This is a genomic window from Eubacterium sp. AF19-12LB (assembly GCF_003479125.1).
In the GTDB taxonomy this organism is placed as follows: domain Bacteria; phylum Bacillota; class Clostridia; order Lachnospirales; family Lachnospiraceae; genus Eubacterium_U; species Eubacterium_U album.
In genome coordinates, this window is the sequence record NZ_QUGP01000001.1 from 275,298 (window position 1) to 290,262 (window position 14,965).

Here is a 14,965-nt window from a genome sequence, read left to right on the forward strand (position 1 = left end):
AATTTAGTATAGAATTAAAAAGCAATCAATTACAATAAAAGAATAAGTATAAGAAAAAAGACTGAACAGTATGCATGCATGATATGTGTCCAGAATTCTGGGTACATATCAGCACACTGTTTGGTCTTTTTTGATTAGAGCATATGCTACAATGCAGAAAATACTTTTGTCTTGTGAATAAATTTTATTAAAGTTTATTCACATAGACCATAGGAGGGAAAAAGTAAATTATCAGAATTTGTGTATTATAAATTTTATCATTGACAAAGAAAAGAATAAGTATTAAAGTAATATCAAAATAATATCGCTTTAATACTTAGGAGGATAAAGTTATGGATGAAAATGTAAAGTTAAGTAATGTAAAGGAAAGGGAAATTACTAAGAAAAATGGATTCGCAATGTTATTTGCCAATATACTTGGATATGTAGCAACAGTTGTGACGTTTGTACTAGGATTAGTTTTTGCAATAAACTATGAAGATGTTAATGACGTGATATTTGGATTAGGAATCGGTTTATTTGTTGTTAGTTTAGCGTTATTAATTGTATCTATTGTTCTGTCATGTGGACTAAAATCAGTTAATCCTAATGAAGCAATGGTATTTACTCTTTTTGGTGAATATTATGGCACAATTAAAAGTGCAGGATTTTATTTTATAAATCCATTTTGTAGTGCAGTAGTTCCTAACGAAGAAACAACAGGAAATATCTTTGAAATTTCTTCTGATGCTAATGGTAACAGCTCAGCAAAAGTTGCCGGAGTTACAAAAAAGAAAATATCAACTAAGGTTATAACATTAAATAATGAGAAACAGAAAGTGAATGATGCTTTAGGAAATCCGATAATTATCGGAGCGGTGGTTATTTGCAAGATAATTGACCCTACAAAAGCAGTTTTAAATGTTGATAATTATATGAAATTTTTATCAACTCAGTGTGATTCTGTAATAAGAAATATTTCAAGATTGTATCCTTATGATATAATATCAGATGAAAATGAGGATGATAACGAAAAGACTCTACGTGGAAGCAGCCAGGAAATTGCAGATAGTATGGAAGTAGAGTTACAGAAAAAGGTTGAAGATGCCGGAATAGAAATTATGGAAGTTAGAATAACTCATTTGTCATATGCAGAAGAAATAGCTGCAGCAATGCTTCAGAGACAACAGGCAACGGCAATTATTGCAGCAAGACAGAAAATTGTTGAAGGCGCAGTAAGTATGGTTAAAATGGCAATTGACCAACTTGGAGAAGAAGAAATTGTGGTGCTTGATGAAGAAAGAAAAGCTGCTATGGTAAGTAATCTTTTAGTTGTGTTATGTGGAAATAAAGAAGCACAACCAATTGTGAACAGCGGAAGTATTTATTAATAAAAATAGAAAATAATAAATTGAAAATTAATTCATCAGATAATAATGTTAAAATAAGTCAAACAATTGTGCTAAAATAAATTAAAAAAGTTATGACTATTTGAAACTATATATATTGAAAAAACAGTGAAAGGAGCCGGTATGGATAAGGAAGAACAACTTAATAAAAAAGAACTTGAGCTCCAAAAACGTTTAGAAAATATTTCTAATATGGAAAAAGAAATATTAACAAAAGAAAAAAAACTAAAAGAAAAAGAAAAGGCAAAGAAACAGGTGTTGTTAAGACTGTCCCCTTCATTATGGGAAGAGATTGCAGCATGGGCAGAAGATGATTTCCGCTCAATAAATGGCCAGATTGAATATCTTTTAGCGGAGTGCGTAAAAAAAAGAAAAGGAAAATAGTGTGAAAAACAACGGATGATTTTAATATTTCTTAAAATCATCCGTTGTTTTTTCTATTTTAAAATCATATTTTTTGCATTCCAAAATACTATTTTTTATTTATCTTCCATTCTAATGGGTCACCTAAATCTGTTTCAGAAGATTCAAATTCTTCGTCAGTATTATTAATTAATGGAGAAGATGTTCCAAAGTCATTTGATACAGAGTTATTTAATATAGAAGATTCAAAATCATTTAAGCCCAAATCATTTAAATCAGAATTATTAGCTTCTGTAGCGTTTAATTCAGAAGACGCTTTATTGATAGCTTCTGCATCCTGAGAATCACCGGCATTTAAAACATTAAGAGAAGTTTTTACAATAGTTTCAACTTCATCTTCAGTTATGCCCATTTTCTTAGCCAACTCTTCAAAAGTTGGAGCACGACCAAGCAATTCAGTAAGGTCTCTGGAAATTTCATCTAATTCATTCATACGGTTAGCCAGATGTTCGCCAACACGGTCTTCGTTAATTTGGTCATTGATGACAAGAGTTAATGTATTTCTGATGGCATCATCAACATAAGCTGCAAATTCATCTGAAGAACCATTAAATTCAGAAAGAGCTATCATTAATCCGATATTTGCTTCCTGAATTAAATCACCATAAGTTACACCCTGCCCACGAAATTCATTTGCAATGCCAGCTACTTTTGAAAGTTGAGATTCAACAATTTTATTAGTAACAGAAAGGTCTCCGTTTGCAAGCAAATCAAGTAAGTTAGCAAGCTCGGCTTCTGATATTTCATCAATAGCTTCTAAATCCTTTTTATACATTTCAATAAAAGCAAGTTCAGCTTCAGTTTCTACAACTTTACTTTCAGCTGCTTTTACGGTCTCTAATTCCTTAGCCTCTTCTTCCTTAGGATCAATAGTCACTTCTTCAGAAACAATATAATCCATTCCATCAATTTTTATTTTACTTTCCTGTAAGTACTTATATATAAATTCGTATTGCTTTTCATCTTCTATTATGTCATTGAAAAAAGTATGAATGTCTTCAGTAGACACATGGTTTGCATTAGCTGCCGCAAATTCTATTAAAGAAGACAAAGCATCATTAAAAAGTAATTTTTTGTCCATGAATTCTCCAATCCGCTTTTTGTAAAGTAAAAGCAATTTTGATACATAAATGATACATAAAAGCCTTGCAAAAATCAAGGATAATAGGTAACATTATTTTGAAACGGGAAGGTGGATTGAAATGATTAAAAAAATAATAAATTCCAATATAGTAAGACTGATAGGAGCACTTTTATTTTTGACAGTATGTGCAGTAATAGGCGCAGGATTGTCATATGTAAATTATGAATCTAATCCTACTGATGAGGCAGTTGCATATTTCAAAGCATTTTTAGCTCAGGATTATGATACAATATATGGTCTTGTAAATCAGCCAAAGAATACATATATAAACAAAACTGCATACACAGACAGAGTGAAAAAGATAAGAGAATCTATTGTAATTGATTCATATGAAATTTCTGAGCCATATAAAGAAAATGGCAAAAAGACAGTAGATATTATATGTAATAATGAAACAACAGAAACTAACCAGACAATAAAATTGGTATTTGATGAAGTAAAACATGGAATGCAGATTATTCCTGATTATAAAGTAGATATATCAAAAATGCTTGTAAAAAACGTAAATTTTGTTGTGCCGACAGGAGATGCTTTATATATAAATGGAGAAGTCGTAACAAAAGACATGGCTAAGGTCACGACAGACGCGAATACAAATACAGATACATATCATTTTGATAAAATACTTTACGGAGCATATGACGCAAATGCGATAAACAGATATAGTCAGATAGATTTAAAACCTGAAATTCTTCAGGAAGGAACTACAATTAATTTCGACGCTACAGCATATCATGCAAATTTAGAATTTGAAGAAAAAATAAAGGCAAATGCAGACAATATGATTACTCAGTTTTATGTTAATGCAAGGGAGAAAAAAGGCAATAATAAAGAGTTAAAAGCATATTTCGCAAATGATAAAAAACTTCAGAAAAAGGTTGATAAATATTTAAAAGAAACAGAAGAAGTATTATATTGGCCAGAAACAAAGAACATTGATAAATATTCAGTAGTTTCATTTGAACCAGGAGAAATGAAACATCAGAGTGTGTATAATAATGACAATACATTTACTGTTACATATGATTTTACTTATACATACGTGTCTTCTACAGATACTGCTATTTATACAAGTTATGTTTACAGTATAGGTGGTTCATGTAAAACAAAAATGACTTTAACCTATACATTAAATGAAGATCAAACATTAACCCTTACAGATATAAAAGTCAAAAATAAAAATCAAAAAGAAAAGGGAGAAGATTAATGTCAAAAGAAATTTGGAAACCGGGGAATATGATATTTCCTTTGCCTGCAGTTTTGGTAACGGTAAGTGATAACGAAGGTAATGACAATGTACTGACAGTTGCATGGACAGGCACAATATGTACAAATCCGGCGATGGCTTATGTATCAATACGACCATCGCGACATTCGTATAAGATGATAAAAGAAACAGGAGAATTTGTAATAAATCTGACTACAAAAGATTTGGCGTATGCAACAGATTATTGTGGAGTTAAATCAGGAAGAGATGTCGATAAATTTAAAGAAGCACATTTGACAAAAGAAAAGGCACAGTATGTAAAGGCTCCATTAATAAAAGAAAGTCCGGTGAACATTGAGTGCAAAGTTGTTGATGTAAAAGAATGTGGTTCTCATGACATGTTTATTGCAAATGTATTAGCAGTACACGCAGACAAAGAATATATGGATAAGGATGGAAGATTCCAATTAGAAAAAGCAAATCCAATAGTATATTCTCATGGACATTATTATAGTTTAGGTCAAAATCTTGGAAGATTTGGTTATAGCGTAATGAAGAAAAAGAGAAAAAATTCTGCAAATAAAAAGAAAAGATTAGAAAATAAGAGATAAAAAGTCGAAAAATGCAAAAGCATAGATATTTAGGAAAAGCTACTAGGAAAAAGGCAGGTGGCAGTGTATGGAACAAATTATATTTCATATTGATGTAAATTCAGCATTTTTAAGTTGGACTGCAGTAAAACTGCTAAAGGAAGGCAATGATGTAGATGTAAGAACAATTCCGGCTATCATAGGTGGTGACAGAGAAAAACGTCATGGAATAGTCCTTGCAAAATCAATATCAGCTCAGAAATATGGAATAAAAACAGGTGAGCCGGTGGCTGATGCATTAAAAAAATGCCCTGATATTATGATAATACCACCAGAACATGAGTATTATCATGAACAAAGCAGAAAATTTATTTCCATATTAAAAGAGTATACTTCAGATATTGAACAGGTAAGTGTTGATGAATGTTATTTTGATTACACGGGAATTCAAAATAAATTCAGTTCATACATGACAGCAGCAGAGGTTATAAAAAACAGAATTCAAAATGAATTAGGATTTACAGTAAACATAGGAATTTCTTCTAAAAAAGTATTAGCAAAAATGGCATCAGATTTTGAAAAGCCAAATAAAATACATACATTGTTTCCGGAAGAAATAAAAACAAAAATGTGGCCCCTTCCGGTTGGTGAACTATTTATGGTAGGCAAATCAAGTGTGGAAGTTTTAAATAAATTAGGAATCCATACAATAGGTCAGTTAGCAAATACACCTGTTAATATAGTGGAATCACATTTGAAAAAACACGGGAAAATTTTGTGGGAGTATGCAAATGGAATTGATGATTCAAAAGTAAATGCTACAAAAGAAGATTTGAAAGGAATTGGAAATTCTACAACACTTCCAACAGATTTAGACAAAATAGATGATATAAATTTAGTATTATTACAGTTGGCTGTAAAGGTAAGCGGACGATTGAGAGAGTCCGGACAAAAAGCAAAAACAATTGCCATTGAGATAAAGTATAATGATTTTTCAAAAATGTCTCATCAGACAAGTTTGTATAATGCTACAAATGTAGAAAATGAAATATACGAAAATGCAAAACAGTTATTTAAGGATATTTGGACAGGAAAGCCGGTAAGACTTTTAGGAATAAGAACAGCGAATCTTGTAGGAGAAGATGAGCCGGAGCAAATGTCAATATTTGAGCTTATGAATGAAAAACAATCACAAAAGGTTCAACCGTCCAGAGAAAAAATGAAAAAACTTGATAAGGCATTAGATGCAATAAAAGAAAAATATGGAGAAGATGCCGTGTCAAGGGCAAGTCTTTTAAATAAAGATAAAATAAAGAAACATTAAATACTAATAGCTAATTTTACAAAGTGTAAGCAGTAGCAAAAAATTATAAAATTGATAAAGTATTAAATAGCAACAAATAGAGAAAGGACTGAAAATGAAGGAAAATATTGTTTTAATAGGAATGCCGGGAGTAGGAAAAAGTACAGTAGGAGTAATACTTGCAAAGTTGATGGGATACCAGTTTATAGATGCTGATTTGGTAATTCAGGATAGAGAAAATAAATTGCTTAAAGAAATAATAGCTGAAAAAGGAATAGATGGATTTATTCAGGTAGAAAATGATGTAAATAAATCATTAAATCCTAAAAAAGCCATTATTTCAACAGGCGGAAGCGTAGTGTACGGCAGGGAAGCAATGGAACATTTGTCAGAAATTGCAACTGTTGTATATTTAGAGCTTGATTTGGCAAACCTAAAAAAGAGACTTGGCAATTTGAAAAACAGAGGCGTAGTTTTGCGTGATGGACAGGCGCTTGATGATTTATTTAACGAAAGAGTACCCCTTTATGAAAAATATGCAGATGTAGTGGTAAATGAAAGTAACATAAATGTAGAAGAAACTGTGCAGTTAACATTAGAAAAAATAAAAGAGTACAAAGGCGAAAAATAGGGCAGATGTAAAAATAGGAAAAAACGAATGTGAATAAAATAATTTGTTAATACAAAGGCGAATAATAAGATAATTCACTTACTTATGAACAAACTCATGTAGGCTTAGAACTTTTGAGCCTGGTAGCATGTGAACAAAATAACAATTTATTTGGAGGCGTTTACAATTAAAAATGAATAGTAAGTATATAAACAAATGCCATGCAGTATCATATGTTGTGGCAGGAATTTTAATACTTATGATAATCCTGTTTAATTTTTCTCAAATGATAATGGAAACATGGGCATATAGTTTTATGATTTTAGAAAATGATAAAACTATAAAAGTTATTCAGGCAAATGATACCTCAGATACACATTTAGCTAAAAATCATAAAGAAAGTGATGGCGCAGTTAAAGAAATTTGCAATACAAAAATATCTTCTATAAAAGGTGAAAAAGCTGACTATTTGGAAGATACAGCAAATAAGGAGTCTTTAAAAAATACAATAAATAAAGATTATTTGAGAAGGACAGCAAATAATGAAATAAACCAAACTGATGATAATTCAGTACAGAATGTATCAAATACTGTGATACAACTTAGAAAACCTGTAAGTGGTGGAGTGACAACTTCAGTATTTGGAGACGTGGTTGACAGAAGAACCACACATTTGGGACACGACTGGGCAGTTGAAGTTGGAACAAGCGTATGTGCGGCAGCAGATGGTACAGTAGAAAAAGCATATTTAAGTGACAGTTATGGATATAATATACTGGTAAATCATGGAAATGGACTAAAAACCAGATACGCTCATTTAAGTAAAATCTTAATTAATTTAGGTGATACGGTTGAACAGGGAAGGATAATAGGACTTAGTGGAAATACCGGAGACAGTACAGGTCCGCATCTTCACTTTGAAGTAATACAAAATGATAAGCATGTAAATCCACTTAATTTTCTTAAATAGGTAACATTTTCAACAAAAAAACATATAATAAATTGTGAAAATGTATGAATTAATCGGTTTACAAAGAGCGATAATGTGTTATAATTAGTCTATGCGTAAAGAAGCAAAGGATAATTGTATTAGAATTTAATTCTCATACAAGTGACATAATAGATAGAAATAAATAGAATTTTAAAGTTAGACCGAATTAGTGAATTAGATGATAAACTATTTCGGTCGGTTTTTGCTTTGAGTTTTTACAACTCAATTATATACATAAATACCCGAGGTGCATAATGGAACGTTATATTATAAAAGGCGGAACACCACTCAATGGAGAAGTGGAGATAAGTGGTGCTAAGAACGCAGCTTTAGGTTTATTAGCAGCGGCTATTATGACTGATGAAGAAGTGACAATAGATAATTTACCTGACGTTAGTGATATTAATCATTTGATTGATGCAATTGCTAACATTGGTGCCACAGTCGATAGAGTAGACAGACACTGCGTTAAGATAAAAGGTGACACAATTACATCATGTGTAGTTGAATATGAACAGATGAAGAAAATAAGAGCTTCTTATTATTTAATTGGAGCGTTACTTGGTAAATTTAATAAGGCCGAAGTAGCTCTTCCAGGTGGATGTGACATAGGAAGCAGACCAATAGATCAGCATATAAAAGGATTTAGAGCTTTAGGTGCAGAAGTTGATACAGAACATGGCATGGTAGATGCCAGAGCAGAGAAGTTATTAGGAAATCATATATTCCTTGACGTTGTATCAGTAGGAGCAACAATTAATGTTATGCTTGCAGCTTCAATGGCTCAAGGTAAGACAATTATTGAAAATGCAGCTAAAGAGCCTCACGTTGTAGATGTAGCTAATATGCTTAACAGTATGGGAGCTAATATCAGAGGTGCAGGAACAGATAAGATTAGAATTGAAGGTGTAGAGAAGTTACACGGAACAGTTTATTCTACAATTCCTGATCAGATTGAAGCAGGAACATTTATGTGTGCAGCAGCAGCAACAGGCGGAAGTGTTCTTGTAAAGAATGTTATTCCTAAACATTTGGAATGCATTTCAGCTAAGCTTATTGAAATGGGTTGCGTAATAACAGAATACGATGATGCGGTAAGAGTTAAAGGTGGAGAATTTATTAGAAATACTCAGATTAAGACGTTACCATATCCGGGATTCCCAACAGATATGCAGCCACAGATGGCAGTTGTACTTGCAATGGCCAATGGTAGCAGCACAGTAACAGAAAGCATTTTTGAAAACAGATTTAAATATGTAGATGAACTTAACAGAATGGGTGCAAGAATTAAAGTTGAAGGCAATACAGCTTTAATAATGGGCGTAAATGGTCTTACAGGAGCACCGGTTTGTGCACCTGACTTAAGAGCAGGAGCAGCGTTAGTAATTGCCGGACTTGCAGCAGAAGGATTTACAACTGTTGAAGATATTGTTTACATTAAGAGAGGTTATGAACACTTCTCTGACAAGTTAAGAGGACTTGGAGCAACAATTGAAAAGGTTGACAGTGAAAAAGATGTTCAGAAATTTAAATTAAAAGTAGGCTGAATATCATAATTGTATTAGGTTAAAAAATATATTTATATAATAAAGAAAGCTATCAATTTAAAGTTGGTAGCTTTCTTTATTGTTAGCGTACTTGAAGGCACGCGTTTTTTATTGTTATAAAAAAGAAAAATCAACTAAATTGATAAATAAAATACAAAATATTAAAAAATATCAATAAAAATGATTAAAAATGTCACTTTAATTCTAGATTTGCATATGTTATTATTATCACAGTTAAAACATAAACAAATGCATAGAAGAGGAACAGTAATTATTGAGCGACTTTCAGAAAGCTGTCGGTTGATGTGAGACAGTAGGAGTGATATAATGAACTCGCCTTAGAGCAGCCGGCTGAACGTATTAGTAGGTCAGGACGGATTCCACCGTTAAAGGGAGCGGATGTCATGAGCATCCAGTAAGGGCATGTCTATACATGAAGTAGAGTGGTACCGCGATGATTCGTCTCTATAATATCTTTTGATATTATAGAGCTTTTTTACGTTATAGGGCAATTTGCTACATTAATGTAATAAAGTAAAATAAATCAATTAAAAAACATCAAGGTACAGATTTAGATGCAAGTTACATATATTTATTAAAGGTTAGAAGGAGTAAGAACTATGATGGATTGTACAAAATATGAGAAACAGTATTTTATGCCACCTACACCAACATTTGATTGGGTTAAGAAAGAAAAGATTGAAAAAGCACCAATTTGGTGTAGTGTTGATTTAAGAGATGGAAATCAGGCTTTAATTGAACCAATGAGCTTGGAAGAAAAATTAGAATTCTTTCAGATGTTAGTTAAAGTGGGCTTTAAAGAAATCGAAGTTGGATTCCCGGCTGCATCAGAAACAGAATACAATTTTATGAGAGCCTTAATAGAAAGAAACATGATTCCTGATGATGTTACAGTTCAGGTATTAACACAGGCAAGAGAGCATATTATTAAGAAAACTTTTGAAGCTGTAAAAGGATGTAAGCATGCAGTAATTCATTTGTATAACTCTACATCAGTTGCACAGCGTGAGCAGGTATTTAAGAAGTCAAAAGAACAGATTAAAAAGATTGCCGTAGATGGAGCAAAATTATTAAAAGAATTAGCTGATGAAGTAGATGGAAACTTCTCATTTGAATATAGTCCTGAAAGTTTTACAGGAACAGAAGTAGACTATGCATTGGAAGTATGTAATGCTGTATTAGATGTATGGCAGCCACAGCCTGACAATAAAGTTATAATAAACCTTCCTGCAACAGTTGAAAATTCTTTACCACATGTATTTGCAACTCAGATTGAATATATGCACAAGAATTTGAAATATCGTGATGCAGTTACTATTTCATTACATCCACATAATGACAGAGGATGTGGTGTTTCAGATGCCGAATTAGGGTTATTAGCAGGTGCTGACAGAATTGAAGGAACTTTATTTGGAAATGGTGAAAGAACAGGTAATGTTGATATTATTACATTAGCAATGAATATGTTCTCACATGGAGTTGATCCAAAACTTGATTTCAGTGATATGCCACATATTTGCGAAACATACGAAAAATTAACAAGAATGAAAGTTTCTCCACGTCAGCCATATGCAGGTGATTTGGTATTTACTGCATTTTCAGGTTCACATCAGGATGCTATTTCAAAAGGAATGGCATACAGAGAAGCAGGTCATACAGAAAAATGGAATGTTCCATATTTACCAATTGATCCTAAGGATGTTGGAAGAGCATACGATTCAGATGTAATCAGAATTAACAGCCAGTCAGGAAAGGGTGGCGTAAGCTACATCTTAAAACAGAATTTTGGTATGGATTTACCGGATGGAATGAAGGAAGAAGTCGGATACACAGTTAAGGATGTTTCAGATAAAGAGCATAAAGAATTATCACCAAATTGGGTATACCAGATATTTGAAGATAAATACATTACAAATAATACAGTATTCAGCGTACCTGAATGTCATTTCCAACAGAAAGACGGAATTATAGCTGAGGTTACAATTGCATATGATGACAAAGTCAGAGTTATCAAGAGCACAGGAAACGGAAGACTTGATGCCGTAAGTAATGCATTTAAGCAGTACTTTAACATAAGTTATGAATTGTCAGTATATGAAGAACATTCATTATCAAGAGGTTCATCATCAAAGGCTGTATCATATGTAGGAATCAGTCATAATGGTAAGATGTTCTGGGGTGTTGGAATTGATGCTGATATTATTAAGTCATCAATTCAGGCTTTGACAGTTGCAGTGAATCAGTTAGAAAGTGAAGTAGGAGTAAATGCCTGTAAGGATGACAGATTAAATGAAATAATGAATTATATTCATACAAATTATTTGACAGTAACTTTAGATGAATTGGCTGATGAATTCCATTTGTCAAAACCATATTTATCAAAGTACATTAAAGAAAAATCAGGAAATACATTTGGTGATATTGTTAAAAATGTAAGAATGAAAAAGGCAAGAGCTTTACTTAAGAGTGGAAGCATGACTGTTGAAGCAATTGCAGAAAATGTTGGTTATCAGAATGTTGAACATTTTAACAGATTGTTTAAGAAAAAATATGGAATGACTCCTGTTCAGTTCAGAAACAGCAAATAATTGGGAAAAATAAGAGATTCTTAAGTTGTAATCATTATATAATATGATACAATAATAAGTAACAAATAAAGAGGCGAAAATAAAACGAACGAAGTTCGTTTCTTAAAATATTTTCGCCGACCAGCCGCTGACCGAAGGGAGGGGGCATTACAGTATTATAGGAGGAGAGAAATATATGAGATCAACAAAGGTAAAAGTTTTAGCGGTAACAGCAGCAGTAACAGTTATGTTTACAGGGTGTATGACAGAAAATGCTAATGTAAAGATTAATTCAGATGGAACAGCATCTGCAGTAGCTACAGTAGATATTGATAAAGCAAGCATGGATACATGGTTAACTTCATCAGGACTGACAACTTCAGATATTTCTGATGGAAAAGAAATGAAAGTTGTAACAAAAGATGGCAAGGAATTTTACGAAGCAACAGAAACTTACTCATCAACAGTTGATAAGATTGGTGAAGTAGTAAAAGAAGCATTATCAAGTGATGCTTATGTAACAAGCACTACATTATACAGTGAAGTAAGTTTGGCACAGAGTGAGTCAGTTGCTATGTACTCAGCTATGGGAATCGACACATCAGCTATTACACTTAACTTTAGCATTGAGTTCCCTGCAGCAATTACATCAACAACAGGAACAATTGATCCTGCTAACCCAAACAAAGCTAATTTTGTTATTAACTTAGCAACAACAAATATGATAGTATTTGCAACAACAGATTCTACAGTAACATCTGATGCAGTTAAAGCAACAGTACAGAAACTTAACCAGGTAGGAAAAGTTAAAGTTAAGAGTCTTAAGGCAAATAAAGTAAAAGGTAAAAAGGCAACAGCTACTTTAAAATTTAAAAAGGCAGCTCAGGCTAAGAATTACCAGATTCAGTGGTCTACAAATAAGAACTTCAAGAAGAAAACAAGTGCTACAGCTAAGAAAGTGAGATACACTATTAAGAACTTAAAGAAGGGCACAAAGTACTTCGTAAGGGTAAGAGCCGCAAAGACAAATTACTGCGGAACAGAAGTTTATGGCGATTGGTCAGTTAAGACAGTTAAAACAAAAAAATAAAACAGATTTTATAATAAAAGCAAATTTATGATAGAATTTGAAAATTAATAAGAACACCGATATGTTAATAAGATTAGGAATTTAATCTTTAGATGTTAATATATCGGTGTTTTTAATTGTTAAAAAAAGAAAAGTAACTACTGACAATTTAATATATTAGGAATTTATGGAAAGAAAATAGATAATAAAATTAATGATGTTAGTATAAGGATAATTAATTAAATTTATATAATGAAAAAATATGACTGTTAATTATTAATAAAATAAAAAATAATAAAAACGTTTCTAAAATAATAACACTTTCATAAAAATGCGTATTGTAATGTTTTTATTTAAGTGGTAAGATTAATGAAAATAGCTTTAAATAAGCTTACATAATACACTACTATCATATATAACAAAATGTTTTGGGGAAGACATTATTACTGAACACAATTTTTATATGTAGTTAGAAGATAAAACTATTTATGAGAGAGAAACCGGCACTTTGTAGGGAAGAGTGTCGGATTTTTTATTTCATTTGGGAAAAACCAAATATAGGAGAAGAGATAAGTTCGATAAATAGGGGAGGTAAATTAAATAATGGATACAATGCTTATTGTAGATGACAATGAGATTGATAGAAATATCATTGCTAATTATTTTGCAGAAGATTTTATGATTCTGGAGGCGCAAAGTGGAGAAGAGTGCTTTAGAATTTTAAAAGAGTACAAATATAATATTGATATTGTATTATTGGATAACTGGTTACCTGATATGACAGGTGTGGATATTCTTAAGGAAAGAAAGTTAGATCAAAGATTTGCAGATATTCCTGTTATTATTGTTACAGTTAACAATGATTCAGCAAATTTAATCGAAGCTTTTAAAAATGGAGCAGATGATTACATAACAAAGCCGCTTGTAAGGGAAGTAATTAAGGCACGTGTAAGCAATGTTTTGATTGCTACAAGAAAATACGCAGAAATACAAAAGAAAAACAGAGAATTGTCAGAACTTTCCGAACTTGATCAGATGACAGGGTTATATAATAAGATGACAACTGTTAATAAAATTAATAACCGGCTTTATGAACATAAGAATCATATAGGTGCAATTATTGTTGTTGATATGGATGATTTTAAATATATAAATGACAGTGAAGGACATTTGATTGGTGACCATGCAATAAGACGAGTATCGAGAATATTGAAGGATAACTTTAGAAAAGAAGACATAATAGGTCGAATTGGCGGAGATGAATTTGTTGTATTTTTAAATGATATTCCGGATAAAGAGATTGCCAGAAGAAAGGCAAGAGATATAATTAGAATATTTAAAGTAAAGAAAAGTACAGTGATTAAAGGAAGAACTACTGTAAGTGTCGGATTAGCATTTGCTGATAATGGAACAAATGATTATAAAGAATTATTTGACAGAGCTGATAAAGCTTTAGCAGAAGCAAAGAAATATGGTAAAGCATGTTACCATGAATATGGCGTGGATGATTATGGTACTTATGAAGAAAAAAGAGAAAGCGTTATTGTATATAGTAAAAGCCGAACCATATGTCATGTGATAGATAAGGCAATCAGTAGTAAATATAATGTAATTGAAGTTATTTCGTCAGATGAAATAGATAAAGTTATAAAGCAACAGCGCGAAATTAGGATTATAATTGCGGATTTATCAAATGATGAAGATGATGGAAAATTAATTATGGATTATTTAGATAAGAATAAGGATATAGCAGGTATTCCTAAGATTGCAGTTTGCAAGGAAAGCAATATCGAGCAGTGTAAGATAGCAATTCAGGGAGGCGTTGTTGATTTGATGATGGAACCTATTGAAAAAGATATTGTGAGAAGAAGAGTATCAAGAATAATTAAAGATGAGGAAAAGTAAATACTAACCATAATATAGTTAGTAATATTCATTTTTAATTTTAATCCAAGCTTTAATAATTAGTTGAATAAATCCTTAAAATAAATATGAAATCTTCGAAAAAGAGGAGGCAATAACCAAATCTTTTTCGGGGATTTTTTATTGACAAAAAGAGGATGTTATGTGATAATAACTTTAATGCTTTAAAGCGTAACGGTTTA

12 protein-coding genes and 1 other annotated feature are annotated in these 14,965 nt (G+C 31.7%); of the genes, 11 read left to right on the forward strand and 1 reads right to left on the reverse strand.

Annotated features, from left to right (window positions below; all coding sequences use genetic code 11):
• Positions 1-332 precede the first annotated feature (332 nt).
• Together DWX29_RS01100 and DWX29_RS01105 are read left to right on the forward strand one after the other, a co-directional pair.
• A complete protein-coding gene (locus DWX29_RS01100; protein WP_117908430.1) occupies positions 333-1,370 on the forward strand; it encodes an SPFH domain-containing protein in 1,038 nt (345 codons plus the stop codon).
• Between the two features lie 210 nt (positions 1,371-1,580).
• Positions 1,581-1,772 carry an Arc family DNA-binding protein gene (locus DWX29_RS01105; protein WP_117909009.1) on the forward strand — a complete coding sequence of 64 codons (192 nt, stop codon included), beginning with the start codon at positions 1,581-1,583 and terminating at the stop codon, positions 1,770-1,772.
• A gap of 88 nt (positions 1,773-1,860) precedes the next feature.
• Here the strand turns inward: DWX29_RS01105 and DWX29_RS01110 are convergent, their stop codons facing one another.
• A complete protein-coding gene (locus DWX29_RS01110) occupies positions 1,861-2,892 on the reverse strand; it encodes a sigma-70 domain-containing protein (RefSeq protein ID WP_118564976.1) in 1,032 nt (343 codons plus the stop codon).
• Between the two features lie 121 nt (positions 2,893-3,013).
• On the opposite strand from DWX29_RS01110, the gene DWX29_RS01115 reads away from it, so the two are divergent.
• The 9 genes from DWX29_RS01115 (at position 3,014) to DWX29_RS01155 (ending at position 14,765) form a co-directional block, all read left to right on the forward strand.
• Positions 3,014-4,162, forward strand: a complete 1,149-nt coding sequence (locus DWX29_RS01115; RefSeq protein WP_118564977.1) for an NTF2-like N-terminal transpeptidase domain-containing protein — start codon at positions 3,014-3,016, stop codon at positions 4,160-4,162.
• A complete protein-coding gene (locus DWX29_RS01120; protein WP_022089348.1) occupies positions 4,162-4,773 on the forward strand; it encodes a flavin reductase family protein in 612 nt (203 codons plus the stop codon). Before DWX29_RS01115 ends, DWX29_RS01120 begins: the two co-directional genes overlap by 1 nt.
• Positions 4,774-4,840: 67 nt before the next feature.
• The gene (locus DWX29_RS01125) at positions 4,841-6,076 is read left to right on the forward strand and encodes a DNA polymerase IV (RefSeq protein WP_118564978.1); all 1,236 of its coding nucleotides are present in this window, start codon (positions 4,841-4,843) and stop codon (positions 6,074-6,076) included.
• A 94-nt stretch (positions 6,077-6,170) separates the two neighbouring features.
• Entirely contained in the window at positions 6,171-6,686 is a 516-nt protein-coding gene (locus DWX29_RS01130; protein ID WP_118564979.1) for a shikimate kinase, read from the forward strand.
• Positions 6,687-6,858: 172 nt separating this feature from the next.
• Positions 6,859-7,635 (forward strand): M23 family metallopeptidase, encoded by a 777-nt coding sequence (locus tag DWX29_RS01135; RefSeq protein WP_117908441.1) that lies wholly within the window; start codon positions 6,859-6,861, stop codon positions 7,633-7,635.
• 275 nt (positions 7,636-7,910) lie between these two features.
• The gene (locus DWX29_RS01140) at positions 7,911-9,203 is read left to right on the forward strand and encodes a UDP-N-acetylglucosamine 1-carboxyvinyltransferase (RefSeq protein WP_022089352.1); all 1,293 of its coding nucleotides are present in this window, start codon (positions 7,911-7,913) and stop codon (positions 9,201-9,203) included.
• A gap of 245 nt (positions 9,204-9,448) precedes the next feature.
• Positions 9,449-9,673: a binding site (T-box leader), on the forward strand.
• 150 nt (positions 9,674-9,823) lie between these two features.
• A complete protein-coding gene (locus tag DWX29_RS01145; protein WP_118564980.1) occupies positions 9,824-11,812 on the forward strand; it encodes a 2-isopropylmalate synthase in 1,989 nt (662 codons plus the stop codon).
• A 175-nt stretch (positions 11,813-11,987) separates the two neighbouring features.
• Positions 11,988-12,881: a fibronectin type III domain-containing protein gene (locus tag DWX29_RS01150; RefSeq protein ID WP_118564981.1), complete on the forward strand. Its 894-nt coding sequence runs from the start codon at positions 11,988-11,990 to the stop codon at positions 12,879-12,881.
• Positions 12,882-13,463: 582 nt separating this feature from the next.
• Positions 13,464-14,765, forward strand: a complete 1,302-nt coding sequence (locus DWX29_RS01155) for a diguanylate cyclase (RefSeq protein WP_118564982.1) — start codon at positions 13,464-13,466, stop codon at positions 14,763-14,765.
• Positions 14,766-14,965: the final 200 nt, after the last annotated feature.